This is a genomic window from Chromobacterium subtsugae (genome assembly GCF_001676875.1).
GTDB classification, from domain to species: domain Bacteria; phylum Pseudomonadota; class Gammaproteobacteria; order Burkholderiales; family Chromobacteriaceae; genus Chromobacterium; species Chromobacterium subtsugae.
The window spans coordinates 80,428-105,774 of sequence record NZ_JYKA01000011.1; the positions used below are offsets into that span (position 1 = coordinate 80,428).

Below are 25,347 nucleotides of genomic sequence, written 5' to 3' on the forward strand. Positions count from 1 at the left end.
GCGGATTTTAGCCGATTTCGCCCAAGTGTGCAGCCAATCTCGCAGCATCCAGATGCCAATGGCAGATTTCGGCCTCGCCATCCATCAGCACCGGCACCAATTCGTTGAAACGGGCCTCCAGCGCCGGGTCGGCATCCACATCCAGCACTTCCAGCTCGAAGCCGTAGCGTTGCCGCCACGGCGCGAGCTCGGCCAGCATCTGGTGGCACAGGCTGCAGTACTCGCGAAAATACAATGTCAGCTTCACTTGGCCTCGCCTATCGTCAAAGGCACGAACTGTACCATGCCCTGGCGCATCACCTGCAAGGCCACCGTGCCGCCGTTCTTCGCCTGCTCCAAGGCCTTCTTCAGTTGGGCGAAGCTTTGCAGCGGATCGCTGCCGATGCCGACGATGACGTCGCCCGGCTGGATGCCGGCGCGCAGCGCCACGCCGTTGGCCTGGCGCACCAAGAGGCCATACGCAATGCCGGCGCGCTGCAGCTGGGCGGGGCTCAGCTCCTGCAGGCGCAGGCCGATCTGGGCCAGACTCTGCTCGTTTTCCGAACCCGGCTTGCGGTATTCGCGCTGCGCCACCCGCGCGTCTTCTGCCTTCAGCTCTTCCGGCACCACCTTGATGCTCAGCGGCGCGCGGTTGCGCCAGATATCCAGTGCGATGGCCTTGCCCGGCGGCATGTCGCTGATCAGCCGCTGCAGATCGCCGCCGGAATTCACATCCTGGCCGTTGACCTTGACGATGATGTCGCCCGCCTTCAGGCCCGCCTTCTGCGCCGGACCTTTCGGGTCCAGCGCGTTCACCAGCGCGCCGCTGGGCTTCGCCAGCCCGAACGAAGCCGCCAGGTCCTTGCTCAACTCCTGGATCACCACGCCGATGCGGCTGCGGGTCACCTTGCCCTTGGCCTTCAGCTGGTCCGCCACATTCATCGCGGTGTCGATCGGGATGGCGAAGGAGATGCCCATGAAGCCGCCGGAGCGGCTATAGATCTGCGAGTTGATGCCCACCACCTCGCCGCGCATATTGAACAGCGGTCCGCCGGAGTTGCCGGGATTCACCGCCGCGTCGGTCTGGATGAACTGCACCGAGCTCTCGTCCGGCAGCTGGCGGTTCTTGCCGGACACGATGCCGGAAGTGGCGGTGTTCTCGAAACCGAAAGGCGAGCCGATGGCCAGCACCCACTCGCCCACTTTCAGCGTCTTGGGGTCGGCGCGGCGCACCACCGGCAGATTATTGGCGTCAATCTTGATCAAGGCCACGTCGGAGCGGGCGTCAGAGCCTATCACCCGCGCCTGGTATTCGCGCTTGTCCGTCAGCTTGACCGTGATCTTCTCCGCGCGCGCCACCACGTGCGCATTGGTCAGCACATAACCGTCGGAAGAGATGATGAAGCCCGAGCCCAGCGAATTCTCTTGGCGTTCCTGCTGACGCGGCGGCGCGAAACGGCGGAAGAATTCGAAGAACGGATCGCCCTCCATTCCCTCCGGCACATCCGCCGTCGCCTCCTTCACCATTGAGGTGGTGCTGATATTGACCACCGCCTTGCCCTCGCTTTCGACGATACCGCTGAAATCCGGCAGCTCAGCCGCCATGGCGGCAGGCAGCTGGGCGGCAAAGAAAGATGCCGACAGCATTACGGAAATGATCAGTTTTTTAACCGACATGTGCGCTCCATCTTGGATGTGTTGTGGATTGAGTTTCCGGCGATAGCCGGCAGCCAGAATCAAGCAGACCGCCGCCCATCAGGACGCCCGGTCATTTCCCATCAAGCGCGGCGCCGACAGGCGCGGCACGCAAAACTGGCCGCTCTCATCGCACCCGGCAATGAAAACGGCCAGCCGAACCACTTCAGCCGAAGGACGCTCCCGGCGCAGCCGCGCCGCTTACGTCCGCAGCCACCGAGGCTTCACGCATCGCAGGCTCAATCGTTCTTGCCATTGATGTGCAGGCCTTTGAGCAGCGCCATCATCGCCGTCTGCGGCATATCGCCCACCGCAGTCAGCTGCATGTCGCCCTGATAGCTGGTGGCCATATTGATGGCGCCGTGCAGATTGCCCACCCGCTCCAGCCTGGCGTTCTCAGGCGGCGGCGGCTCGACGAATACCGACAGCATCACCAGGCCGTCCGACAGCACCAGATGGCGCACCGGCTTGCCGCCCTGCCCCGGCAGCACGCGCTGCACCGAACGCAGCAAGCGGAAACCTTGCGGCAGACCGCTCACCTCGTTCTGCGACACCGACGGATCAGCGCCCACCGGCGCCTTGGCCGGCCGCAGCAGGAACTTCTGCGCCAGCCGCGGCTTGTACGCCTTCTTGTCCTTCGCGCCGGCCAGCTCCACCTCGGTGAAAGTGAATTGCTCCACCGAGTCGCCGCGCGGCGACAGGGTGATCACTTTCAAGGGCAGGTAGGTGCTGGGCTCGATGCACATCCGCATCGAGTAGCGCTGCGGATCGCGCGGCTGCAAATCCAGCCACTGGCAATCGCGCTTCGCCACCCGGTCCGAACCGGTGCGCTTGAGCACGTAGGAACGGGTGATGTCTTCCAGATCGTCCGGCAGCAAGGCCGGGAACAGCCGCATCGCGCTGATCTTGCACGCCATCAGCGCGCGCTTGTCGGGCGCGAAACAGGTCAGTTCGCCGCCGTTTCGCACCACCTCGCGCGAGGGGCCGTCCAACGAGACGCGCTTCTCGCGCACCCCGTCGCCTTGCCCCTGGCGGACGATGCGGAAGGTTTCCAACATGCCGTTCATCTGATGCAGATAGGTGCCATCCAGCGCCTGCTGCCGTCCGGCATTGCCGACGTTGCGCAACAGCTGCATGTCATCCTCAGCATGGGCCGCGCAGGCGGCCCCGAACATCAACACGCCAATCAGAGGAACGACACGCATCAGTGGCGAGCTCCGTTTCCGTAAGACACGCGCATCACGCTCTGGTCGGCGGTCACTTCCTGGTGCGCCAGCACATAGGGATCGTCCTGCTCCATCGCCGGCTGGGCGATCTGCACCGGCACGCCCCGGTCCGCGATGGCCGAAGCCGGCGCGGAGCGGTGGGCGAGCTGCTGCCAGCCCACCACCGCCGCGAAGCTGACGCTGGCGGCCAAGGCCACCGCGCTGGCCGCCCGGGCGCGGCGCGGCCGCATCCAGCGGCGCGGCGCGAGCACCGTCGGCTCGTCCACCATGCGCTCGGCCACCTTGGCGCGCACATTCAGCCCCGCCATGCGATTGGAGCGCATCGCGTCTCCGATCAGGTGATATTGGTCCCAGGCCGCATCCAGGTCCTTGTCAGCGGCGATGGCGGAAAGCGCCTTGTCGGCTTCTGTTCCGTCCAGCTCGCCATCCATCAGCGCGGATATCGTTTCTTTCATACTTACCACCTTCTGTTCTTGGCCGTATCCAGCAGAGGCCTGAGCTCAGCAGCAATTGCCTCGCGCGCCCGGAAAATCCGCGAACGCACGGTGCCTATCGGACAGTCCATCACCCTGGCGATTTCATCGTAGGACAAGCCCTCCATTTCTCTGAGCGAAATGGCGGTGCGCAGTTCCTCCGGCAAAGCCTCCACGGCGGCGTTGACCGTCGCCAGAATCTCCTTGTTCATCAGCTCGGTTTCGGGCGTGTTCATGTCGGGAATCTGCGACGCCATGTCGAAGCTCTCGCCATCCTCGTCCTCGATCTCGCTGTTCACCACCGGGCGTCGCCCGCTGGCGCTGAGGAAATTCTTGGCAGTATTGATGCCGATCCTGTACAGCCATGTGTAAAACGCGCTCTCACCCCGGAAAGACGGCAAGGCACGATACGCTTTGATAAACGCTTCCTGCGTCACATCCTCGATGTCCGAACCGTCGCGGATAAACCGCGACAACAGCCTGGCGAGACGTCGCTGATACTTGGCAACAAGCAGATCGAAAGCTCTTTTTTCACCTCGCTGGGCACGTTCCACCAACTGTTGATCGATGTCCCGATCACTCATGTCGTTGTTATGCTCCCTGGTTTGCCCACTGTTCTATGTGGTCGTGTACGTGGACTGTGATCTAGACCACAGGCTTTGCCTTGAGTTCCCACTGGCGAGGACGTAGCGAAACATATCACTGTCGCGGCAAAACTTGAATATCCGTTTGACAACTATTGCCAGCATTTTGTGGAGCAATTACACTCCAACCAAGCACTTGCTTGAATGACAAGCAACTACCCCATCCCTACCATCAGGAGCACTCCATGAACACTCCCGGGCAGCGTTTCCGCCAGGCCGTGGCCGCAGAAAAACCATTGCAGGTGGTAGGGGCGATCAACGCCTATTCCGCACGTTTGGCCGAACACTCCGGTTTCAAGGCCCTGTACTTGTCGGGCGGCGGCGTGGCCGCGGCCTCCTGCGGCATTCCCGACCTCGGCATCACCACGCTGGAAGACGTGCTGATCGACGTGCGCCGCATCACCGACGCGAGCGACCTGCCGCTGCTGGTGGACATCGACACCGGCTGGGGCGGCGCTTTCAACATCGCCCGCGCGGTGCGCAGCCTGGAAAAGGCCGGCGCCGCCGCCGTCCATATCGAAGACCAGGTGCAGCAAAAACGTTGCGGCCACCGCCCCAACAAGGCCATCGTATCGCAGGATGAGATGGTGGACCGCATCAAGGCCGCCACCGACGCCCGCCGCGACGACAGCTTCGTCATCATGGCGCGCACCGACGCGCTGGCGGTGGAAGGCCTGGACGCCGCCATCGAACGCGCAGTCGCCTGCGTGGAAGCCGGCGCCGACATGATTTTCCCGGAAGCGATGACCGACCTCGCCATGTACCAGCAGTTTGCCGAAGCGGTGAAAGTGCCGGTACTGGCCAATATCACCGAATTCGGCTCGACCCCGCTTTACACCACCGCGGAATTGGGCGCCAACGGCGTCGGCCTGGTGCTGTATCCACTGTCGGCCTTCCGCGCGATGAGCCAGGCCGCGCTCGCCGTGTACGGCGCCATCCGCCGCGACGGCACCCAGCGGGCGGTGCTGGACACCATGCAGACCCGGATGGACCTGTACGACCACCTGGGCTACCACGATTACGAACAAAAGCTCGACGCCCTGTTCGCCGCCGGCAAGCAATAAGCCCGGCCCCAGGCGCAAGCGACAACAACAGCAGAAAACGGCAGCAGCTTTGCCCATTGTCTACACTAAGGAGAAGTGGCATGACTGAAGTGGTTCTCTCCGGCAAACCGAAAAAATCCGTCGCCCTGTCCGGCGTCGCCGCCGGCAACACCGCGCTGTGCACCGTCGGCCGCAGCGGCAACGACCTGCACTACCGCGGCTACGACATCCTCGATTTGGCCGACAAGGCCGAATTCGAGGAAGTGGCCTACCTGCTGGTGCACGGCAAGCTGCCGAACCAGGCGGAACTGGCCGGCTACAAGAAAAAGCTGAAATCGCTGCGCGGCCTGCCGGCTTCGGTAAAAGCGGTGCTGGAGGCGCTGCCGGCCAGCGCCCACCCGATGGACGTGATGCGCAGCGGCGCGTCCGCCTTGGGTTGCGCGCTGCCGGAGAAGGACGACCACAACCTGGCCGGCGCGCGCGACATCGCCGACCGCCTGATGGCCTCATTCGGCTCCATCCTGCTCTACTGGCACCACTACAGCCACAACGGCAAGCGCATCGACGTCGAAACCGACGACGACAGCATAGGCGGCCACTTCCTGCATCTGCTGCATGGAGTCAAGCCGCCCCAGGAATGGGTGCGGGCGATGCACACCTCGCTGAACCTGTACGCCGAGCACGAATTCAACGCTTCCACCTTCGCCGCCCGCGTCATCGCCGGCACCGGCTCCGACATGCACAGCGCCATCACCGGCGCCATCGGCGCGCTGCGCGGCCCCAAGCACGGCGGCGCCAACGAAGTGGCGTTCGAAATCCAGCAGCGCTATGAAAGCCCGGACGAAGCCGAGGCCGACATCCGCGCCCGCGTCGAGCGCAAGGAAGTGGTCATCGGCTTCGGCCACCCGGTCTACACCGTGTCCGACCCGCGCAACGTGGTGATCAAGGAAGTGGCGCGCGAACTGTCCCGGCAAAACCAGGACATGAAGATGTTCGACATCGCCGAACGTCTGGAAAGCGTGATGTGGGACGTCAAGAAAATGTTCCCGAATCTCGACTGGTTCTCCGCCGTCAGCTACTACGCGATGGGCGTGCCGACCGCGATGTTCACCCCGCTGTTCGTGATCGCCCGCACCAGCGGCTGGAGCGCGCACGTGATCGAGCAACGCCAGGACGGCAAAATCATCCGCCCGTCGGCCAACTACATCGGCCCGGAAGACCAGGCCTACATCCCGCTGGAACAGCGTTGAGCCATTGACGCAAGCGGCGCGGCCCTCCGGCCGCGCCGGCCATTTCGGAGCAGTGAATGAAGCAATCGTTGTTCTGGCAGCGCCTGGATTGTCCCGGGCTGGAGCAAGTCCAGCTCGAAACCGGCTCAGGCCTGTCTCTTTCCGCCAGCGGCAGCCTGCTGCACGCCGACAGCGGCGCCAGCCTGCGCTACCGGATGCAGCTGGACCATCACGGCCGGCTCAGCCACGCCCACATCGACGTTTCCGCCCCCGAACCCAGGCAACTGACGCTGCAGCACACCGAAAGCGGCCGCTGGCTGCTCAACGGCCAGGCCCAGCCGGCCTGGGACGGCTGCCAGGAACTGGACCTGCAGGCCTGCGGCCTGACCAACGCCTTCCCGATCCGCCGCCTGAAACTGGGCGTCGGCGACAGCGTCGAACTTTCCATGCTGTTCGTGCGCCTGCCCAGCCTGGAGCCGACGCGCTGCCCGCAGCGCTACACCCGCCTGCCGGACCGCGACGGGCTGGCCTGCTACCGCTACCAATCGCCCGGCTTCGCCGCCGACATCATCGTCGACGAGCAAGGCTTCACCATTCATTACAGCGACTTTCTGCAACGGCTGCCCGACAGCGGCCGCGACTGAGCGAAAGACAGACATGAACCGCCAATACCGCACCGCCCTGCCCGGCACCGGGCTCGACTATTTCGACGCCCGCGCCGCCGTGGAGGCCATCCAGCCCGGCGCCTGGGACAAGCTGCCCTACACCGGCCGCATCCACGCCGAAAACCTGGTCCGCCGTTGCGAGCCGGCAGCCCTGACCGAATGCCTGGAACAAATCGTCTATCGCAAGCGCGAGCGCGATTTCCCCTGGTTCCCCGCGCGCGTGGTCTGCCACGACATCCTGGGCCAGACCGCGTTGGTGGACCTGGCCGGCCTGCGCGACGCCATCGCCGACCAAGGCGGCGACCCGGCCCAGGTCAACCCGGTGGTGCCGGTGCAATTGATCGTCGACCACTCGCTGGCGGTGGAGTGCGGCGGCTTCGACCCGCGAGCCTTCGAAAAAAACCGCGCGATAGAGGACAGGCGCAACGAGGACCGCTTCCACTTCATCGATTGGACCAAGTCCGCCTTCGACAATGTGGACGTGATCCCCGCCGGCAACGGCATCATGCACCAGATCAACCTGGAAAAGATGTCGCCGGTAATTCACAGCGACAAGGGCGTGGCCTATCCCGACACCTGCGTCGGCACCGACAGCCACACCCCGCATGTGGACGCGCTGGGTGTGATCGCCGTCGGCGTGGGCGGCCTGGAGGCGGAAAACGTGATGCTGGGCCGCGCCTCGTGGATGCGGCTGCCGGACATCGTCGGCGTGGAGCTGGCCGGCAAACCGGCCGCCGGCATCACCGCCACCGATATGGTGCTGGCGCTGACCGAATTCCTGCGCCAACAAAAAGTCGTCGGCGCGTATCTGGAATTTTACGGCGAAGGCGCGGCGGCGCTGACGCTGGGCGACCGCGCCACCATCTCCAATATGGCGCCGGAGTACGGCGCGACGGCGGCGCTGTTCTTCATCGACCAGCAGACTATCGATTACCTGAAACTGACCGGCCGCAGCGACGAGCAGGTGAAGCTGGTGGAAACCTACGCCAAGACCGCCGGCCTGTGGGCGGACAGCCTGAAAACGGCAGAATACGAGCGCCTACTCACATTTGACCTCTCCAGCGTGGTCCGTAATCTGGCCGGCCCGTCCAACCCGCACAAGCGGCTGCCGGTGTCGGCGCTGGCAGAACGCGGCATCGCGGTCAATCTGGCCCAGGCGCGCGAACAAGAGGCGCAGGGCCTGCTGCCGGACGGCGCGGTGATCATCGCCGCCATCACCAGCTGCACCAACACCAGCAATCCGCGCAATGTGATCGCCGCCGGCCTGTTGGCGCGCAACGCCAACAAGCTGGGCCTGGTTCGCAAGCCGTGGGTGAAATCCTCGCTGGCCCCGGGCTCCAAAGCGGTGGAGCTGTATTTGAAGGAAGCCGGCCTGCTGTCCGAGCTGGAACAGCTGGGCTTCGGCATCGTCGCCTTCGCCTGCACCACCTGCAACGGCATGTCTGGCGCGCTCGACCCGAAAATCCAGCAGGAAATCCTAGACCGCGACCTGTACGCGACAGCGGTGCTGTCCGGCAACCGCAACTTCGACGGCCGCATCCACCCCTACGCCAAGCAGGCTTTCCTGGCCTCGCCGCCGCTGGTGATCGCCTACGCCATCGCCGGCACCATGCGCTTCGACATCGAAAAAGACGTCTTGGGCATCGCCGACGGCAAGGAAATCCGCCTGCGGGACATCTGGCCGTCCGACGCCGAAATCGACGCGGTGCTGAAGCAATCGGTGAAGCCGGAGCAGTTCCGCCAAGTCTACGAGCCGATGTTCGCCATCCACCGCGACAGCGCCGCCAAAGCCAGCCCGCTATACGCCTGGCGGCCGCAGAGCACCTATATCCGCCGCCCGCCGTACTGGGAGGGCGCGCTGGCCGGCGAGCGCACGCTGAAGGGCATGCGCCCGCTCGCCTTGCTGCCGGACAACATCACCACCGACCACCTGTCGCCGTCCAACGCCATCCTGGCCAGCTCCGCCGCCGGCGAGTACCTGGCGAAGATGGGCCTGCCGGAAGAGGATTTCAATTCCTACGCCACCCACCGCGGCGACCACCTGACCGCGCAGCGCGCCACCTTCGCCAACCCGCAGTTGGTCAATGAAATGGCCGTGGTGGACGGCGAGGTGCAAAAGGGCTCGCTGGCCCGAGTGGAGCCGGAAGGCAAGGTGATGCGGATGTGGGAAGCCATCGAAACCTATATGGACCGCAAGCAGCCGCTGATCATCGTCGCCGGCGCCGACTACGGCCAGGGCAGCTCGCGCGACTGGGCGGCCAAGGGCGTGCGGTTGGCGGGCGTGGAGGCCATCGCCGCCGAAGGCTTCGAGCGCATCCACCGGACTAACTTGATTGGAATGGGCGTGCTGCCGCTGGAGTTCAAGCCCGGCGTCAACCGCAAGACTTTGCAGCTGGATGGCACCGAAACCTACGACGTGATCGGCCAGCGCCAGCCGCGCGCCGACCTGGCCCTGGTGATCCATCGCCGCAGCGGCGAAACAGTGCAAGTCGCCGTGACCTGTAGGCTGGACACCGCGGAAGAAGTGTCGATCTACGAGGCTGGCGGCGTATTGCAGCGCTTCGCTCAGGATTTCCTGGCGGCGGCGCAAGCCTGACCCACACACAGCGGCCGATTCATGTCGGCCGCGCCACACAAAAACAGGACGGCAAACATGACTCACCCGGCTCAGATTCGCATTCCCGCCACCTATATGCGCGGCGGCACCAGCAAGGGAGTATTTTTCCGGCTGCAGGACCTGCCGGAAGCCGCCCGCCAGCCCGGCGCGGCACGGGACAAACTGCTGCTGCGCGTCATCGGCAGCCCGGACCCGTACGGCAAGCAGATAGACGGCATGGGAGGCGCAACGTCCAGCACCAGTAAAACCGTCATCGTGTCCCAATCCACCCGGCCGAATCACGATGTCGACTACCTGTTCGGCCAGGTCGCCATCGACAAGGCCTTCGTCGACTGGACCGGCAACTGCGGCAACCTGTCAGCCGCCGTCGGCCCTTTCGCCATCGCCAATCGCCTGATCGACCCGGCGCGCGTGCCGGAGCATGGCATCTGCACCGTGCGCATCTGGCAGGCCAATATCGGCAAGACCATCATCGCCCACGTGCCCGTCAGCGACGGCCAAGTGCAGGAAACCGGCGATTTCGAGCTGGACGGCGTCACCTTCCCCGCCGCCGAGGTGCAGCTGGAATTCCTCGACCCGGCAGATGAGGGAGACGGCGACGGCGGCGCGATGTTTCCCACCGGCAAGCTGGTCGACACGCTGGAAGTGCCGGGCGTCGGCGCCTTCCCGGCCACGCTGATCAATGCCGGCATCCCCACCATCTTCGTCAACGCCGCCGACATCGGCTACACCGGCACGGAATTGCAGGACGCGATCAATTCCGATCCGGCGGCGCTGGCGCGTTTCGAAACCATCCGCGCCCACGGCGCGCTGAGAATGGGGCTGATCAAGAGCCTGGACGAGATCGCCGGCCGCCAGCACACGCCCAAGATCGCCTTCGTCGCGCCGCCGGCCGACTACACCGCGTCCAGCGGCAAGCCAGTCAAAACCTCCGATATCGACGTACTGGCGCGGGCGATGTCAATGGGCAAGCTGCACCACGCGATGATGGGCACCGCGGCGGTGGCCATCGGCACCGCCGCGGCCATTCCCGGCACGCTGGTCAACCTGGCCGCCGGCGGCGGCAAGCGCCAGGCGGTGCGTTTCGGCCATCCGTCCGGCACGCTGCGGGTGGGCGCGCAGGCCCGCGAGGAACGCGGCGAATGGGTGGTCACCAAGGCGATCATGAGCCGCAGCGCCCGCGTGCTGATGGAAGGCTGGGTGCGAGTGCCGGGCGACGCCTTCTGAGGCAGCCGGCAGGATTCGCCCAAAAATAGCGGGGATGCTGCGAAGCCTCCCCGTTTTTCCATTCCGACAGCGCCATTGCCGGCAGTTTCTTGCTAGATTTCGTGAGATAATGACGGCCAGCCGGCGCGACAAAGACATGAATTCCATCTGCATGGCCATCCGCGCCGGCCCGACTGAATCTCAACCGGAACCCGCCGCCATGAGCACCCCCGCCCCCATCCTGACCGCCTCCACCGACTGGCACTGGAGCCCCACGCCCTATCCCGGCGTGGACTTCACCTGGCTGCGCCGCAATCCGGACGGCGGCGGCTCGGCCTTGCTCAAGCTGGCCAAGGGCGCGAAGCTGCCGCTGCACCGCCATCCCGGCGCCGAGCAGGTGTTCGTCACCGCCGGCCGGCTGAAAATAGGCGCCCACGTGCTGGGCAAGGGCGACCATCTGTTCATCGACGCCCATGTCCCGCATTCGGTAGAGGCGCTGCAATCCGCCGTCTATCTCACCGTATCGGAAAACGACGGCGTGGAATTGCTGCCGCCGGACCAGGCTGGCTGAGCCGGCGGCCTGGCTAGCCGGCTAGAACGGCTTGATCGCTACCTTCAGCACGCCGTCGCGCTGGTGCGAGAATAGGTCGTAAGCTTCGACGATCTGGTCCAGCTTGTAGCGATGGGTGACCAATGGCGACAAGTCCAGCCGGTCGCTCCCCAGCACATTCATCAGCCGCCGCATCCGCTCCTTGCCGCCCGGGCACAGCGAAGACACGATCCTCTTGTCGCCCAGGCCGGCATGGAACGCGTCCAGCGGGATTCTCAGATCGGTGGAGTACACGCCCAGGCTGGACAAGGTGCCGCCCGGCTTCAATATCCGCAGCGCCGACTCGAACGTGCCCTGGGTGCCCAGCGCCTCAATGGCCGAATCGACGCCGCGGCCGCCGGTCAGCTTCAGAATTTCCGAGATCACATCCACCTGGCGGAAATTCAGCGTGATGTCGGCGCCCAGCCGCCGCGAAATCGCCAGCCTGTCGTCTATCCCGTCCACCGCGATGATGCACGACGCGCCGCGCAAGCGCGCGCCCGCCACCGCGCACAAACCTATCGGCCCCTGGGCGAACACCGCCACCACGTCGCCGATCTTGATATTGGCCGCCTCAGCGCCGGCGAAGCCGGTGGACATGATGTCCGGACACATCAGCACCTGCTCGTCGCTGAGCCCGTCCGGAATCGGCGCCAGATTGGCCTGGGCGTCCGGCACCAGCACGTACTCGGCCTGGGTGCCGTCTATGGTGTTGCCGAAACGCCAGCCGCCCATCGGTTTGTAGCCGTGGCATTCGCAGCCGCCATCCTGCGCCGGATGGCCGTCCTGACAGCCGTAGGAGGTGAAGCTGGGACAGATCGCGCCGGCGATCACCCGCTGCCCTTCGCGATAGCCCTTGACGTCCGCGCCCAGCTTCTCGATCACCCCCACCGGTTCGTGGCCGATGGTCAGACCCGACGCCACCGGATACTCGCCCTTCAGAATATGCACGTCGGTGCCGCAAATGGTGGTGGTGGTGACCCGCACCAACGCATCGCCCGGCCCCACCGCCGGAATCGGCTTCTCGCGCAGTTCTATCCGGCCCGGCGCGACGAAGACCGTCGCTTTCATGCTGTTCATGGCTGCCTCCCGCATCGATGGCGGCCGAGGCGCGAAATGGCGCCCCGGCCCATGCTTCAATACAGTAGACCCATTCCCCGCACGCAAGCCGGCCACCCGACCGAATGGCCTATGGCTGACCCAAGTCAAACCGGCCGTGGCGCCGCCGCTACCTGCGCCAATCCATGAAAGTTCACGCCGCGCCTCGTCTTTGGATCCGTTTAAGGGCCGCCCCTGCAGCGCAATGGCATGAACATGAATAACACCCGTCGCGCAGCATGCTGCCAGCTTGATGTAACAGCTGGTTTACAACTGGCCGTTCCGCGTAAAATATCTCCAGATAAAATAATGCAGACGGAAAATACTCATGAACAAGCCGATGCGCTACGCGCTCGCCGCCATCGCCATGTGGGCCTCAGTCGCCACCCTCAGTTCGCTCACCCATGCCCTGCCGCCCTTCTTCGTCGCCGGCGTCGGCTTGATCTTGGGCAGCCTGTTGACCGCGCGCCGCGCCGCGGAATGGAAAGTGCCGCTGAAAAGCTTCGCCAATGGGGTTTACGGCATCTTCGGCTTCTACTTTTTCCTGTTCAACGCCTACCGGCTGGCGCCGGTGATGGATGCCACCGTGCTCAGCTACATCTGGCCGCTGCTGATGGTGCTGCTGTCGCCGCTGCTGCTGCCGGGCACCCGGCTGGGCGCCAACCACATCCTGGGCAGCCTGATCGGCTTCGCCGGCGCGGCGCTGATCGTCACCGGCGGCAAGCTGTCGCTATCGCTGTCCGCGCTGCCCGGCTACCTGATGGCGCTGGGCGCCGCCGTGGTGTGGGCCACCTACAGCCTGTTCACCCGCCGCCTGCCCGCCACCTCCGACAACGCCGTAGGCGGCTACTGCCTCGCCTCCGGCCTGCTGGCGCTGGCGCTGCACTTCGCCACTGAGCCCGCCGCCCACCCGTCGGCCATCCAGTGGCTGATGATCGCCGTGGTGGGCCTGCTGCCGATGGGCGCGGCCTTCCTGTGCTGGAACCGCGCGATGCAGCTGGGCGATCCGCGCCAGATAGGCGCGCTGGGCAACGCCACCCCGCTGCTGTCCACGCTGATGCTGGTCGCATCCGGCCAGGCCGCGCTCAACGGCTCCGCCGCGCTGGCCATCGCCATGATCGTCGGCGGCGCCGCGCTGGGCACGCTGCCGGCGCGGCGCCTGCTGCCCCGCTGGCTGCAAGCCTGACCCCGCCGCCGGCCGCCTTGAGCGGCCGGCATCGCCAGTCATTTCTGCCCGCCGCGCAGTCCGGCCCGCAGAGAGGGCCCATTTTCGCCCCCTGTGCCCGATCCTCCCTGCCACGCCAAGCGCGTGACGCGCAATCCCTTGCCCGGCTCCCGGTTAATATTCAATCGATAAAGTCTAAAATCATACTAATTGGGGAGGCCTGGCATGACTTTAGACCATTCAAAACAAGTACAAGATCTCTTTGTCCAGCATCTGAACGGCAGCGCCAACGGCATTGCCGTGCTGGACGCCGAGGATCGCTTTCTTTTCTACAACCAGTCCTTCATCACCATGTTCGCCTTTGAAGGCATTTCCATGATCGGCAAGCCTTATGACGACTTGATGGCCCGCGCCTTCAATCTGCGGCTGATCGCGGAATGCGGCAAAACCACGCTGGAGGCCTGGCTGGAGGTGGTTCACGCCCGCCACCGCACCCAGGAGGTGTGGAACTACGAGATGGAGTGGACGGACAAGCGCTGGCTGCTGCTGACCAAGCAGGTATACCAGCAGGGCATGATGGTGATGGTCTGCGCCGACATCACCCGGCACAAGCAGACCGAATTGGCGCTGCGCGCCGCCCATGCCGAGCTGGAGCGGCTGGCCATGACAGACGAACTGACCGGCATCTCGAACCGCCGCCACTTCCTCGCGCAGATGGAGCGGGAATACGAACGCGCCAAACGCTACCAGCACCCCGCCAGCCTGGTGATGTTCGACCTGGACCACTTCAAGCGCGTCAACGACAGCTACGGCCACCCAGCCGGCGACCTGGTGTTGAAACACTTCGCCGACTCCCTGGCCGCCCATGCCCGCGACCAGGATGCGCTGGGGCGGCTGGGCGGCGAAGAATTCGCCCTGTTGCTGCCGGAAACCAGCGCCGCCGGCGCGATGAGCCTGCTGGAGCGCGTGCGGACCGAGCTGGCGAACGCCAGCCTGGAATTCGTCGCGCCCGGCTTTTCCTACACTTTCTCCGCCGGCGTGGCGGAGTTGTCCATTCCGCCCGGATTCGACCGCCGCCACTGGATTCAGGCTGCCGATCAGGCGCTGTACCAGGCCAAGGCATACGGCCGCAACCGCTCGGTCATCTACCGGGACGGCTAGGCCAGGCCCGCCGCCTTGATACTTTCTGGAACAGTTTCCATCAAAATCATTTGGACTAGAGTTACGAATAAGCCTGCGCGGGCCTCGCCCGCCAGCCTCCGCATCCAGGCAGGCACGGCAGGAGGCAATCCGCATGGCCAAACGATGCGACGTCCCCGGCATCCACGCCTATGACGCGCCCGCCGGCGGCTGGGAGGCGCCGACACCCCGAAAGCGAATGTGCTGATGCCGCCCGTCTTCAAATCCGCCCCCCCTGCGCGTGACGCGCGCGAAGGCCGGGCGGCCGGCGCGGGCCCGGGTCGGCAGATGGTTTCCCAAACAAGAGCAAATGGCCATGGATCTATTCGACGCAATTCACCTCGCCAGATTGCAGTTCGCCTTCACGGTTTCCGTGCACATCATCTTTCCGGCGATCAGCATCGGGATGGCCAGCTTCCTGGCGGTGCTGGAATGGCGCTGGATCGCGACAGGCGACCGCGCCTACAAGGACATGTACCTGTTCTGGTCGAAAATCTTCGCCATCGGCTTCGGGATGGGGGTGGTTTCCGGCGTGGTGATGGCTTATGAGTTCGGCACCAACTGGAGCGGCTTCTCCCGCGTGGCGGGGAATATCACCGGCCCGCTGCTGACCTACGAGGTGCTGACCGCGTTTTTTCTCGAAGCCGGCTTTCTCGGCATCATGCTGTTCGGCTGGGAGCGGGTCGGCCCGCGCGCGCACTTCTTCGCCACGCTGATGGTCGCGATCGGCACGCTGATTTCCACGTTCTGGATTCTCGCCTCCAACAGCTTCATGCAGACGCCGCAAGGCTTTGCCATCGAAAACGGCCGCATCGTCCCGGTGGACTGGCTGAAGGTGATTTTCAATCCCTCGTTCCCGTACCGGCTCGCCCACATGACCATCGCCGCCTTCATCGTGGCGGGCTTCATCGTCGCCGCCTGCGGCGCCTGGCACCTGCTGCGCGGCCGCGACGACGCGCCGATCAAGCGCAGCTTCTCGATGGGGCTGTGGATCTTGCTGCTGCTGACGCCGATACAGATTCTGGTCGGCGACGCCCATGGCCTCAACACGCGCCAATACCAGCCCGCGAAGATCGCCGCCATCGAGGGGTTGTGGGAAACCGAGAAAGGCGGCACCGCGCTGAACCTGATCGGGCTGCCGGACATGCAGGCGGAAACGACGCGCTATGCGATCCAGGCGCCGCATCTTGGCAGCCTGATCCTCACCCATAGCTGGACCGGGGAGATCCGCGGCCTGAAGGAATTTCCGCCGCGGGACCGCCCCTATTCGCCCATCCTGTTCTGGACTTTCCGCATCATGGCCGGCCTGGGCATGCTGATGCTGCTGACGGCGCTGCTCGGCCTGCTGCTGCGCCGCGGCGGCCGCCTCTACCATGCCCGCTGGTTTCAACGCCTGGTGCTGTGCATGGGGCCATCCGGCCTGGTGGCCTTGCTGGCCGGATGGATCACCACCGAAGTCGGCCGGCAGCCCTGGACCGTGTACGGCGTGCTGAGAACCGAAGACTCGGTATCTCCCATCACCGCCCAGCAGGCCGGCGTGTCGCTGCTGATTTTCGTGATCGTGTATTTCCTGGTTTTCGGCGTGGGAGTCTACTACATGCTGAAACTGATGAAGCACGGCCCCGCCGCGCATGCCGCGCATGGCGAGCCGATGGCGCACCCGGGTTTGCACAATCGCGCGCTGGACATGCTGGAAGAAGAGGAGTAATGCCATGCAGATCGATCTTCCCGTCGTGTGGGCCGCGATCATCGGGCTGGGCGTCTTCATCTACGTGGTGCTGGACGGGTTCGACCTCGGCATTGGCTTGCTGTTTCCGTTTTTCGAGCTGAAAAACGAGCGGCAAGTGATGCTGAACACCATCGCGCCATTCTGGGATGGCAACGAGACCTTTCTCGTGCTGGGCGGCGCCGGCCTGTACGGCGCGTTCCCGGTGGTTTACTCCACCCTGCTGCCGGCCAACTACCTGCCCCTGATCATGATGGTGATCGGGCTGATCTTCCGCGGCGCCGCCTTCGAATTGCGCGCCAAGGCCAAGCGCACACAGCACTTGTGGGACCTGGCCTTCATCTGCGGCTCGGCGCTGGCGGCGTTCTGCCAGGGCATCGTGCTGGGCTCGCTGCTGCAAGGGATCAAAATCGCCGACGGGCAATTCGTCGGCGGGCCGTTCGACTGGCTCTCGCCGTTCAGCATCTTTTGCGGGATAGGCGTGCTGATCACCTACGCGACGCTGGGCTGCGCCTGGTTGATCCTGAAAACCGACGGCGAACTGCAGAGAAAGATGTTTTCCTTGATGCGGCCAATGGCCGGCACCTTGCTTGGCGTCATCGCCATCATCAGCCTGTGGACGGTGCTGGGCTTGCCCGCCGTCGCCTACCGCTGGTTTGGCAGCGGCCATCTCGGCTGGTTTCTGCCCGTGCCCATCCTGGTGCTGGCGTCGGTTTGGGGAGTCTACCGCGCGATCCGCCGGCAAAATGATTCCCTGCCTTTTCTCCTGACGCTGGCGCTGTGCTTTCTGGGCTACAGCGGCCTGGTCATCAGCATCTGGCCCAACATCATTCCGCCATCGCTGACCATATGGCAGGCATCGTCCAGCCACTCCAGCCAGTTATTCGCGCTGGTCGGCACGGTGATCATCCTGCCCATCATTTTTGTCTACAACATCATGCAATACCGCGTATTCCGGGGAAAGGTCCGCGAAGGCGACGCCGGTTATCATTGAACGGCGCCGCGGAATCCGCCCGGCGCGCGTGATGATCATCCGGCCGATGCCCAATTGGTTCCGCATGCTGTTCGTGTGGAACGGCTCCGCGCCGCAGTCCATGATTCCCCAGCTGATATTTGCCGCATCGCCAACCCGCAAAAGCGGCGCCGCCCAGCCGGCTCAGGTCAGGATGTAATGGCTGCCCACCCGCCAATCCGACGGCAGGGCTTCATCATTCAACTCCAGCACGGTGCGTTCTATGGTGCGCGTCATCGCATCCAGCGGCAGGCCGTTGGGCGAACAGGAAAACGGCTCGGCCAGCTCGCTGGCGATAGACTCCAGCGCGAACAAGGTATAAGACAGGAACACCGTGATGAAAGGCGTGGCGTAACTGATGATGTCCACCAGGCCGAACGGCAAGAACAGGCAGTAGATATATACGGTCCGGTGCAGCAATACCGAATACACGAACGGAATCGGCGTCGATTTGATGCGCTCGCAGCCGCCTATCACATTGAAGATCTCGCCCATCTGCCCATCGCAGGCCAATAACTGCATGTCCGTCACCAGGCCTTGCCGATTCAACGCGTACAAGGCGCGGCGTGTTTCATGGCACAGCACGGTCGGTTTGTACGCTTTTCCCGCGCAGCTGGCATTTTCAAGCGCATCGCCGCGCAACTGGCTTTTCAGCAGGCTAGGCAGCAGCAACAGCTTGCGGATGATGGCCTCGCCCTCCGCCGCCATGGCCGGCTGGGCGCTCCGAATGGAAATCACCATCGACGCCAGGCTGCGGATGGCGATCAGAAAGTGCCCCCACAGCTTGCGCGCCTCCCAATAGCGGTCGTAACTGGCATTGTTGCGGAATGCCAGAAATATCGTCAGCGCCACGCCCACCAGCGTGAACGGCACGGTATTCAGAGGGATTTTATCGCCGAACACATGCCCATCGGTCAACAGCGCCACCCCGCTGATCCCGGCCATGAACAAAAGCTGGGGGATGATCCGCCGAATAACCGACCCCTCCCAAACGAACAGCAGCTTCAGCCAGCTGCTTTCAGAGCGCACAATCATCTTGCATTCCTGAATCCATTAATCAAACCATGCCCGGCAAGCGCCCGTAAGACGCGAAACGGCGTCCGCCATGCCTGCCGCGCCAATCCATGCGGGCAGAAAGGCCTGAACCCAAAAACCTCTCCCCGTTGAAATCTTGCAGCGAGTGTCAAACAGCCGCGGCAGCCGAATAAGCCAGCCCGCCGCCCATCACAGGCCACAGCGCCATCTTAATCAGCCGTCCGGCAAAGAAAGAGCACAGTTCCCCCCATCCAACGCAATACAGTTTCGATTGAAACAAACCGGCTGCAATAAAAAACGGCACTACCCGCAGGGCAATGCCGCCTCTCGCATCCAACGAAGCATGGCGGGGAAAAACGCCGCTCAGCCCCCGACCAAGGACATCCGCACCGTCGGGTATTTTTTCCGTCCGTGCTCGCGATATTGCTCGCCGCGCCATTCGGAATAGCGGTCGTCCCGCGCGCGCCAGGCCGACGCGATGACGGTCTGCAAGGCGGCGGGAGAAACCTGCTCGCCAAGATAGGGGCGCAGATCGAGCGAGCGATTGGCGAACAGGCAGGTAAACAGCTGGCCGTCGGCGGAGACCCGGGCGCGGCTGCAGTCTCCGCAAAACGGCGCGGACATGCTGGAGATGAAGCCGACCTCGCCGCCGCCATCGGCGTACTGGAAATAGCGGGCGGTATCGCTGGCCCGCTCGACCGGCGCCGCGATCAACGCATGCCGCCGCTCGATCCGCTCCCGCACCTGCTCCGAACGCAAAACGCTGGCGCCGCTCCAGTTGGCTGCGCCGCCTACGTCCATGAATTCGATGAAGCGCACGGTGACGCCGCTATGGCGGAAATAGTCGGCGATGGGCAGGATCTGGCCGTCATTCAAGCCGTTCTGCACCACGGTGTTGATCTTGACCGGCGCCAGCCCAACCCGGCAGGCGGCCGCTATGCCGTCCAACACCCGCCCGACGCCGATGCCGACATCGTTCATCTGCCGGAAAATGCCGTCGTCCAGGCTGTCCAGGCTTACCGTGACCCGTTCCAGCCCCGCGTCTTTCAGGCTTTGCGCCTTGGCGCCCAACAACACGCCATTGGTGGTCATCGACACGGAAACGCTTTTTCCCGCCGGGGTGCTCAGCCGCGCCAGCGATTCGATCAAGCGCTCGATGTCCTTGCGCAGCAAGGGCTCGCCGCCGGTGATGCGTATTTTCTCCACCCCCAGCGCGACGAAGGCGCCCGCCATCTTGCGCATTTCGTCGAACGACAGCAGCTGGGCATGTTTCAGGAACGCATAGTCCTTGCCGAACACGTCTTTCGGCATGCAGTACGGACAGCGGAAATTGCACTTGTCGATTACCGACAGGCGCAGATCCAGCAACGGGCGCCGCAGCGCGTCCAACACCGCCATTCCGCTCTTGTCTTGCGCTGACTGTTCGCTCATCACGTCCGCTCTCCCCGCCATGCCTCAGACCTGCCCCATGGACGGCAAATGCGGCCCAGTCGGCTTCATGTGCGCCACTATAGCGGCTGAGCGCCGCCGCGAACGGTACAGTTGCCAGCCGTACTGACAGATACAGTTGCGCGGCCAAAGCGCCGGCTCATGCCGCAAACAGTTCCCGGCAGGCACAAAGCCCCTCCTCTGTCAGCCAGGCGGTGCCGACGCAGCCGTCTTCGCGCATCGCCACCTCCACCAGCGCGCTGGCGCGCAGATAGCTCAGCCAGCGCCGCAGCGAGCTCATCGGCACGCCCGACTGCTTGGACAGCCGGGCCAGCGACCAAGGCCGCTCGCGGTCCTTCAGCGCGGCCTGCCACAGCTGGGCCAGCACCGCCAGCAAGACCTGATCGTTCGGTTCGTCCATCACGTTTTCCTTATCATTGCGCCGGCCCCCGCATCCAGCCGCCGGCGAAACGCGTCAATGCGGCGCCAACGCCACCTTGCCGCGGAACAAATGGTATTGGTACAGGTTGTAGCCGATCATGATCGGCAGCACCGTGCCTATGCCCAGCAGCATGAAGGCCAGCGAGGCGCTGTTGGAGGCCGCCGCCGCAATCGTCAACTTGCCCGGCACCAGCCACGGGAATAGGCTGATGGCGAGCCCGGCAAACGACGCGGTGAACAGCAGGCAGGCGCCGACAAACGGGCTGTGCTCGCCGCCGGTGTAGACGGCGTACAGCACATAGACAAAGGCGAGCGCCGCCAGCAGGCCCAGCCCCATCAGCACATGCAGGGTGCCGCCATCCTGCCACCGCCCCAGGCCGACCGGGCTGAAATACAGCGTGCCCAGCGACACCACGATGGCGGCCAGCACCGTGGCGCACACCGACGCCACCGCGCCGCGGCGGGCGCGGTTTTGCAGTTGCCCCGTGGTTTTCTTCACCAACCAGGTCGCGCCCAGCAAGCTGTAGCCGGACGCCACGCCTATGGCCGTCACCGCCACGAACGCGTCCGCCTGGATGCCGGGCGCCAGGCCGCTGATCACCCGGCCCAGAATCAGGCCTTGCGCCAGCGCCGCCAGCAGGCTGCCGAGGCCGAACACCCGGTCCCAGAACGCCTTGCTGCCGCGGGCGAGATGGCGGAACTCGATGGACGCGCCGCGCATCATGAAGCTGGCGATCAACGCCATCACCGGCACATACAGCTGGGTCATCAGCATGGCGTAAGCCGCGGGGAAAGCCCCGAACAGCGCGCCGCCCAGCGCCACCAGCCAGGTTTCGTTGGCGTCCCAGACATGGCCGATCGACTGGATCATCAGATCCCGTTCATGCTGCTTGCGCTGGAACAGCGACAGGATGCCGACGCCCAGGTCGAAACCGTCGGTCACGACGTACAGCAAAAGCATCAGGCCGATGATGCCGAACCAGGCATGGCTCAGCAGCTCCTGCGTGGAAGTAGGTGTCATGGCAGTCTTTCCTTAATAACAATCAGTGGGGGCAGCAGGGGCGTCAGTGTTCGAAGCCGCGCGCTTGATCCAGCCGCTCCGGCATGGCCGCGGGACGCAGCGCCAGGTCCGGGCCTTTTTGCAGCCAGCGGCGGGCGAACACGAAGAAAGACGCCAGCATCACGACGAAGAAGACGCCGAACATCATGGTGCTGCCGCTCAGCGTAGCCGCAGGAATCGCCGATGCGGCGTGTTCGGTGCGCAGCATGCCGTAGACGGTCCACGGCTGACGCCCGACCTCGCGCACGATCCAGCCGCATTCCACTGCGATGTAGGGCAAGGGAATGGCCAGCACCCAGGCCCACAGCAGCTTGCGCTGCGCCAGCAGGCTGTCCAGGCGGCCGCGCGCCTTGCGGATCGCGTACATGCTCCAGAACGCCAGCGCCATGAACAGGAAACCGATGCCCGCCATCACGCGGAAGGCGTAGTACAGCAAGGGCAGCATCGGCGGCTGATCGGCCTTGGGAATGTCGCGCAGGCCCTTGATCTGCCCATGCAGCGTATGGGTGGCCAGCAGGCTGAGCATGCCGGGCACCTCCAGCGACCAGTCATTACGCTGCCGTTCGGCATTGGGCCAGGCGATCAGCGACCAATTGGCGCCGCTGCCCGGCGTATTGGTTTCCCAATGGCCTTCGATGGCCGCGCCCTTGGCCGGCTGGGTTTCAAACACATCCACCCCGCTGGAATCCCCCAACCAGATCTGCAGCGGCGCGGCGATCGCCAGCAACAGCAAGGCCAGGCGAAAAGACCGGGCGAAGAACGCCGGATGGCGGCGCTTGAGCAGATACCAGGCCGAAATGCCCGCCACCACCACCAGCCCGGTCTCCATCGCGGCGAACCACATATGGCTGACGCCCCACACCATGTCCGGGTTGAAAATGGCGGCGAGATAGTCGGTCACCACCAGCTTGCCGCCCACCACGATGACGCCGGCCGGGGTTTGCAGCCAGGAATTGGCCACCATGATCCAGAACGCCGACAGCGAGGAGCCGAAAGCCACCATGGCCGTGGCGAACAAGTGCATCTGGCGGGACACCTTGTCCCAGCCGAACATCATGATGCCGACGAAGCCGGCCTCCAGCATGAAGGCCATCGCGCCTTCAAAGCCCAGGATGTTGCCGAAGAACTGCCCGGTGTATTCGGAGAACGGCCCCCAGTTGGTGCCGAACTGAAACTCCATCGGGATGCCGGTGGCGACGCCGACGGCGAAGTTGAGCAGCAGCAGCTTGCTCCAGAAACGGGCGTGGTGGTACCAGACGAGATTGCTGGTGCGCACCCACAGAGTTTCGACAATCACCAGAAAGCCGGACAGGCTGATGGTGAGGATGGGCCACAAGATGTGGAAGATCGCGGTCAGCGCGAACTGGCCGCGCGCAAGATCCAGGGATTCGACAGACATATCAATCACCATAGGGAAAGCCACAGCCCGCCTTGCCTGCCGGGCTGCCGAAATTCAGGAAAAGCGCGTCAAAACGCCGGCATCACCGGCGGCGCGGCGGACAGGTGCAACAGCACCGGTATCGATTTGGACGTCGGCGTGTTGCAGACATCGCCCACGCTGTCCAGCGGCACCAGCGGGTTGGTTTCCGGGTAATAGCCGGCGATGCAGCCGCGCGGAATGTCGTAGCTGACCAGGCGGAAATAATTGGCGTGGCGGTCGATGCCGTCCTCCCACACCGTGGAAATGTTCACCCAGTCGCCATCCTGGAAACCCAGCATGGCGATGTCGGCCGGATGGATGAAAATGACCCGGCGCTGGCCGAACACGCCGCGATAGCGGTCATCCAACGCATAGATGGTGGTGTTGTACTGGTCGTGGGAACGGGTGGTCATCAGCGTCATCAGCCGTTCGCCATGCAGCTTGCGGGCGCGGCTGATCGGCGTGTCGCGCTGCACCGGGTGGGCGATGAAATTGGCCTTGCCGCTGGCGGTTTCCCACGCCCGCTCGCGCGAGGCCACGCGCAGATGGAAGCCCCCCGGCTGCTGGATGCGCGCGTTGTAGTCTTCGAAACCGGGTATCACCCGCTCGATGGCGTCGCGGATTTTGCCGTAATCGCGCGCGTATTCCAGCCACGGCGCTTTGGCGTCGCCCAGCGTGGCATCGGCGATATGGGCGATGATGGCGGTTTCGGACAACAGATCGGGCGAGGCCGGCGTGTTCATACCATAGGAGATGTGCACCATGCTCATCGAGTCCTCCACCGTGATGCCCTGCGCCACGCCGGAGCGGTCGTCGATTTCGGTGCGGCCCAGCGTCGGCAGGATCAGCGCGGCCTTGCCGTGCACCAGGTGGCTGCGGTTGAGCTTGGTGGTGATGTGCACGGTGAGATCGCAGGCGCGCAGGCCCTCGAAAGTGCGCAGGGTGTCCGGCGTTGCCATCGCGAAGTTGCCGCCCAGGCCGACGAATACCTTCACCTTGCCGTGCAGCATGTGTTCGATGGTTTCCACCACGTCCAGGCCGTGCTCGCGCGGCGGCTCGAAGCCGAACACCTCGCCCAGGCGGTCGAGAAAAGCCATCGACGGCTTTTCCTCGATGCCCACCGTGCGGTTGCCCTGCACATTGGAGTGGCCGCGCACCGGGCAGATGCCGGCGCCTTCGCGGCCGATATGGCCGCGCATCATCAGCAGATTGGACAACAGCTGCACCGTTTGCAGCGAATGCTTGTGCTGGGTGATGCCCATCCCCCAGGTGGCGATCACCCGCTCGCCCGCGGCGTAGATGCGGCCCAGGTTTTCGATGTCGGCGCGCGCGACGCCGGATTCGGCCTCCAGCAGCGCCCAGTCTTCCCGGCGCAGGTCGTCGGCGAAGGCGTCGAACCCCAGCGTGTGGCGCTGGATGAAGTCCCTATCCAGAATGCCCGGCTCGCCCTTGGCGCGGGCCTCGTCGTCGCGCGCCAGCACATATTTGGCCACGCCCTTGATCAGCGCGAAATCGCCGCCCAGCCTGGGCTGGATGAAGGTGGAGGCAATCGGCGTGCTGCCCATGGTGATCATCTCGATCGGGTGCTGCGGGCTGGCGAAGCGCTCCAGGCCGCGCTCGCGCAGCGGATTGACCGAAACGATGATCGCGCCGCGGCGCGCCGCCTCGCGCAATTCGCCCAGCATGCGCGGATGGTTGGTGGCCGGGTTCTGGCCGAAGATGATGATGGTGTCGGCCTTCTCGAAATCGTCCAGCGTCACCGTTCCCTTGCCCACCCCCACCGTACCGGGCAGGCCGCGGCTGGTGGCCTCGTGGCACATATTGGAACAGTCGGGAAAATTGTTGGTGCCCAGCATGCGCACGAACAGCTGGTAGAGGAAGGCGGCCTCATTGCTGGCGCGGCCGGAGGTGTAGAACGCCGCCTGGTTCGCCGAGGGCAGGCGATTCAAATGCCCGGCGATGCATTCGAACGCCTGCGGCCAGGAGATGGGGACGTATGTGTCGCTGGCGGCGTCATAGCTCATCGGCTCGGTCAGCCGGCCGTGCTGCTCCAGCTCGTAGTCGGTCTGCTGCATCAGAGACTCGACGGTGTTCTCGGCGAAGAAGGCCGGCGTCACGCGCTTGGTGGTGGCTTCCGCCGCCACCGCCTTGACGCCGTTCTCGCAGAATTCAAACGTGGAGGCATGCTGGCGGTCGGGCCAGGCGCAGCCGGGGCAATCGAAGCCATCCGGCTGATTCTGTTTGAACAGCATGCGGTAATTCCCGCCCGACACCCGTTCCTTGATCAGATTGATCGCCACATATTTCAGCGCGCCCCAGCCCGCGGCGGGATGGTGGTAGGGTTCGATCTTTCCCGGTGGATTTGACTTGTCCATGACCTGGCTTCCATGATCCGCGCAGTCGCAAGGCCCGGAAAT

22 protein-coding genes are annotated in these 25,347 nt (G+C 64.5%); 10 read left to right on the top strand and 12 right to left on the bottom strand.

What is annotated here, in order from left to right; all coding sequences use genetic code 11:
- Nucleotides 1-7: 7 nt before the first annotated feature.
- The 5 genes from MY55_RS14525 to rpoE form a co-directional block, all read right to left on the bottom strand.
- Nucleotides 8-247, bottom strand: a complete 240-nt coding sequence (locus MY55_RS14525) for a glutaredoxin family protein (RefSeq protein ID WP_043580042.1) — start codon at nucleotides 245-247, stop codon at nucleotides 8-10.
- Nucleotides 244-1,656 (bottom strand): DegQ family serine endoprotease, encoded by a 1,413-nt coding sequence (locus MY55_RS14530; protein WP_043580041.1) that lies wholly within the window; start codon nucleotides 1,654-1,656, stop codon nucleotides 244-246. Before MY55_RS14530 ends, MY55_RS14525 begins: the two co-directional genes overlap by 4 nt.
- A 257-nt stretch (nucleotides 1,657-1,913) precedes the next feature.
- Nucleotides 1,914-2,810 (bottom strand): MucB/RseB C-terminal domain-containing protein, encoded by an 897-nt coding sequence (locus tag MY55_RS14535; RefSeq protein WP_230623440.1) that lies wholly within the window; start codon nucleotides 2,808-2,810, stop codon nucleotides 1,914-1,916.
- A gap of 68 nt (nucleotides 2,811-2,878) precedes the next feature.
- Nucleotides 2,879-3,355: a sigma-E factor negative regulatory protein gene (locus MY55_RS14540; protein ID WP_043580039.1), complete on the bottom strand. Its 477-nt coding sequence runs from the start codon at nucleotides 3,353-3,355 to the stop codon at nucleotides 2,879-2,881.
- A gap of 2 nt (nucleotides 3,356-3,357) precedes the next feature.
- On the bottom strand, nucleotides 3,358-3,957 hold the full coding sequence (rpoE, locus tag MY55_RS14545) for an RNA polymerase sigma factor RpoE (protein ID WP_043580038.1): 600 nt from the start codon (nucleotides 3,955-3,957) through the stop codon (nucleotides 3,358-3,360).
- 245 nt (nucleotides 3,958-4,202) lie between these two features.
- Between rpoE and prpB the strand changes: the two genes are divergently transcribed.
- The 6 genes from prpB (at nucleotide 4,203) to MY55_RS14575 (ending at nucleotide 11,348) form a co-directional block, all read left to right on the top strand.
- A complete protein-coding gene (gene prpB / locus MY55_RS14550) occupies nucleotides 4,203-5,081 on the top strand; it encodes a methylisocitrate lyase (protein WP_043580037.1) in 879 nt (292 codons plus the stop codon).
- An 80-nt stretch (nucleotides 5,082-5,161) separates the two neighbouring features.
- On the top strand, nucleotides 5,162-6,310 hold the full coding sequence (gene prpC, locus MY55_RS14555; RefSeq protein ID WP_065202591.1) for a bifunctional 2-methylcitrate synthase/citrate synthase: 1,149 nt from the start codon (nucleotides 5,162-5,164) through the stop codon (nucleotides 6,308-6,310).
- 56 nt (nucleotides 6,311-6,366) lie between these two features.
- The gene (locus MY55_RS14560; protein ID WP_065202592.1) at nucleotides 6,367-6,933 is read left to right on the top strand and encodes a putative glycolipid-binding domain-containing protein; all 567 of its coding nucleotides are present in this window, start codon (nucleotides 6,367-6,369) and stop codon (nucleotides 6,931-6,933) included.
- A gap of 13 nt (nucleotides 6,934-6,946) precedes the next feature.
- Nucleotides 6,947-9,550, top strand: coding sequence for a Fe/S-dependent 2-methylisocitrate dehydratase AcnD (gene acnD, locus MY55_RS14565; protein WP_047237031.1), 2,604 nt, complete (start codon nucleotides 6,947-6,949; stop codon nucleotides 9,548-9,550).
- A 57-nt stretch (nucleotides 9,551-9,607) separates the two neighbouring features.
- Nucleotides 9,608-10,798, top strand: a complete 1,191-nt coding sequence (gene prpF, locus MY55_RS14570) for a 2-methylaconitate cis-trans isomerase PrpF (RefSeq protein ID WP_065202593.1) — start codon at nucleotides 9,608-9,610, stop codon at nucleotides 10,796-10,798.
- 199 nt (nucleotides 10,799-10,997) lie between these two features.
- Entirely contained in the window at nucleotides 10,998-11,348 is a 351-nt protein-coding gene (locus MY55_RS14575) for a cupin domain-containing protein (RefSeq protein WP_047237036.1), read from the top strand.
- A 21-nt stretch (nucleotides 11,349-11,369) separates the two neighbouring features.
- Here the strand turns inward: MY55_RS14575 and MY55_RS14580 are convergent, their stop codons facing one another.
- Nucleotides 11,370-12,446, bottom strand: a complete 1,077-nt coding sequence (locus tag MY55_RS14580; protein ID WP_065202594.1) for an NAD(P)-dependent alcohol dehydrogenase — start codon at nucleotides 12,444-12,446, stop codon at nucleotides 11,370-11,372.
- A 346-nt stretch (nucleotides 12,447-12,792) separates the two neighbouring features.
- Here MY55_RS14580 and MY55_RS14585 point away from each other — a divergent pair, with 346 nt between their 5' ends.
- From MY55_RS14585 to cydB, 4 genes are all read left to right on the top strand, one after another.
- Nucleotides 12,793-13,650, top strand: a complete 858-nt coding sequence (locus MY55_RS14585; RefSeq protein WP_065202595.1) for a DMT family transporter — start codon at nucleotides 12,793-12,795, stop codon at nucleotides 13,648-13,650.
- Between the two features lie 204 nt (nucleotides 13,651-13,854).
- On the top strand, nucleotides 13,855-14,790 hold the full coding sequence (locus MY55_RS14590; protein WP_047237034.1) for a GGDEF domain-containing protein: 936 nt from the start codon (nucleotides 13,855-13,857) through the stop codon (nucleotides 14,788-14,790).
- Between the two features lie 334 nt (nucleotides 14,791-15,124).
- On the top strand, nucleotides 15,125-16,516 hold the full coding sequence (locus MY55_RS14595; RefSeq protein WP_065202596.1) for a cytochrome ubiquinol oxidase subunit I: 1,392 nt from the start codon (nucleotides 15,125-15,127) through the stop codon (nucleotides 16,514-16,516).
- Between the two features lie 4 nt (nucleotides 16,517-16,520).
- Nucleotides 16,521-17,528, top strand: a complete 1,008-nt coding sequence (cydB, locus tag MY55_RS14600; protein ID WP_065202597.1) for a cytochrome d ubiquinol oxidase subunit II — start codon at nucleotides 16,521-16,523, stop codon at nucleotides 17,526-17,528.
- Nucleotides 17,529-17,690: 162 nt separating this feature from the next.
- Here the strand turns inward: cydB and MY55_RS14605 are convergent, their stop codons facing one another.
- The 6 genes from MY55_RS14605 to MY55_RS14630 form a co-directional block, all read right to left on the bottom strand.
- Nucleotides 17,691-18,581 (bottom strand): bestrophin family protein, encoded by an 891-nt coding sequence (locus MY55_RS14605; protein ID WP_065202598.1) that lies wholly within the window; start codon nucleotides 18,579-18,581, stop codon nucleotides 17,691-17,693.
- Between the two features lie 363 nt (nucleotides 18,582-18,944).
- Nucleotides 18,945-20,012, bottom strand: coding sequence for a GTP 3',8-cyclase MoaA (moaA, locus tag MY55_RS14610; protein ID WP_065202599.1), 1,068 nt, complete (start codon nucleotides 20,010-20,012; stop codon nucleotides 18,945-18,947).
- Between the two features lie 157 nt (nucleotides 20,013-20,169).
- The gene (locus MY55_RS14615; RefSeq protein ID WP_099049654.1) at nucleotides 20,170-20,430 is read right to left on the bottom strand and encodes a transcriptional regulator; all 261 of its coding nucleotides are present in this window, start codon (nucleotides 20,428-20,430) and stop codon (nucleotides 20,170-20,172) included.
- A 54-nt stretch (nucleotides 20,431-20,484) separates the two neighbouring features.
- Complete coding sequence (locus MY55_RS14620; protein WP_047237521.1) at nucleotides 20,485-21,471, bottom strand: cytochrome d ubiquinol oxidase subunit II; 987 nt, start codon at nucleotides 21,469-21,471, stop codon at nucleotides 20,485-20,487.
- Between the two features lie 43 nt (nucleotides 21,472-21,514).
- On the bottom strand, nucleotides 21,515-22,909 hold the full coding sequence (locus MY55_RS14625) for a cytochrome ubiquinol oxidase subunit I (RefSeq protein ID WP_047237531.1): 1,395 nt from the start codon (nucleotides 22,907-22,909) through the stop codon (nucleotides 21,515-21,517).
- A gap of 68 nt (nucleotides 22,910-22,977) precedes the next feature.
- Complete coding sequence (locus MY55_RS14630; protein WP_065202600.1) at nucleotides 22,978-25,305, bottom strand: FdhF/YdeP family oxidoreductase; 2,328 nt, start codon at nucleotides 25,303-25,305, stop codon at nucleotides 22,978-22,980.
- Nucleotides 25,306-25,347 lie beyond the last annotated feature (42 nt).

Excerpts from the sequence above, each read along its gene's own strand:
- MY55_RS14540 (WP_043580039.1), bottom strand. The coding sequence starts at position 3,355 with ATGAAAGAAACGATATCCGCGCTGATGGATGGCGAGCTGGACGGAACA.
- acnD (WP_047237031.1), top strand. The coding sequence starts at position 6,947 with ATGAACCGCCAATACCGCACCGCCCTGCCCGGCACCGGGCTCGACTAT.
- MY55_RS14585 (WP_065202595.1), top strand. The coding sequence starts at position 12,793 with ATGAACAAGCCGATGCGCTACGCGCTCGCCGCCATCGCCATGTGGGCC.
- MY55_RS14535 (WP_230623440.1), bottom strand. The coding sequence starts at position 2,810 with ATGCAGCTGTTGCGCAACGTCGGCAATGCCGGACGGCAGCAGGCGCTG.
- MY55_RS14615 (WP_099049654.1), bottom strand. The coding sequence starts at position 20,430 with ATGGACGAACCGAACGATCAGGTCTTGCTGGCGGTGCTGGCCCAGCTG.
- prpC (WP_065202591.1), top strand. The coding sequence starts at position 5,162 with ATGACTGAAGTGGTTCTCTCCGGCAAACCGAAAAAATCCGTCGCCCTG.
- MY55_RS14605 (WP_065202598.1), bottom strand. The coding sequence starts at position 18,581 with ATGATTGTGCGCTCTGAAAGCAGCTGGCTGAAGCTGCTGTTCGTTTGG.
- MY55_RS14625 (WP_047237531.1), bottom strand. The coding sequence starts at position 22,909 with ATGTCTGTCGAATCCCTGGATCTTGCGCGCGGCCAGTTCGCGCTGACC.
- MY55_RS14630 (WP_065202600.1), bottom strand. The coding sequence starts at position 25,305 with ATGGACAAGTCAAATCCACCGGGAAAGATCGAACCCTACCACCATCCC.
- prpB (WP_043580037.1), top strand. The coding sequence starts at position 4,203 with ATGAACACTCCCGGGCAGCGTTTCCGCCAGGCCGTGGCCGCAGAAAAA.
- MY55_RS14620 (WP_047237521.1), bottom strand. The coding sequence starts at position 21,471 with ATGACACCTACTTCCACGCAGGAGCTGCTGAGCCATGCCTGGTTCGGC.
- prpF (WP_065202593.1), top strand. The coding sequence starts at position 9,608 with ATGACTCACCCGGCTCAGATTCGCATTCCCGCCACCTATATGCGCGGC.
- rpoE (WP_043580038.1), bottom strand. The coding sequence starts at position 3,957 with ATGAGTGATCGGGACATCGATCAACAGTTGGTGGAACGTGCCCAGCGA.
- MY55_RS14580 (WP_065202594.1), bottom strand. The coding sequence starts at position 12,446 with ATGAACAGCATGAAAGCGACGGTCTTCGTCGCGCCGGGCCGGATAGAA.
- MY55_RS14590 (WP_047237034.1), top strand. The coding sequence starts at position 13,855 with ATGACTTTAGACCATTCAAAACAAGTACAAGATCTCTTTGTCCAGCAT.
- MY55_RS14595 (WP_065202596.1), top strand. The coding sequence starts at position 15,125 with ATGGATCTATTCGACGCAATTCACCTCGCCAGATTGCAGTTCGCCTTC.
- moaA (WP_065202599.1), bottom strand. The coding sequence starts at position 20,012 with ATGAGCGAACAGTCAGCGCAAGACAAGAGCGGAATGGCGGTGTTGGAC.
- MY55_RS14530 (WP_043580041.1), bottom strand. The coding sequence starts at position 1,656 with ATGTCGGTTAAAAAACTGATCATTTCCGTAATGCTGTCGGCATCTTTC.
- MY55_RS14560 (WP_065202592.1), top strand. The coding sequence starts at position 6,367 with ATGAAGCAATCGTTGTTCTGGCAGCGCCTGGATTGTCCCGGGCTGGAG.
- cydB (WP_065202597.1), top strand. The coding sequence starts at position 16,521 with ATGCAGATCGATCTTCCCGTCGTGTGGGCCGCGATCATCGGGCTGGGC.
- MY55_RS14575 (WP_047237036.1), top strand. The coding sequence starts at position 10,998 with ATGAGCACCCCCGCCCCCATCCTGACCGCCTCCACCGACTGGCACTGG.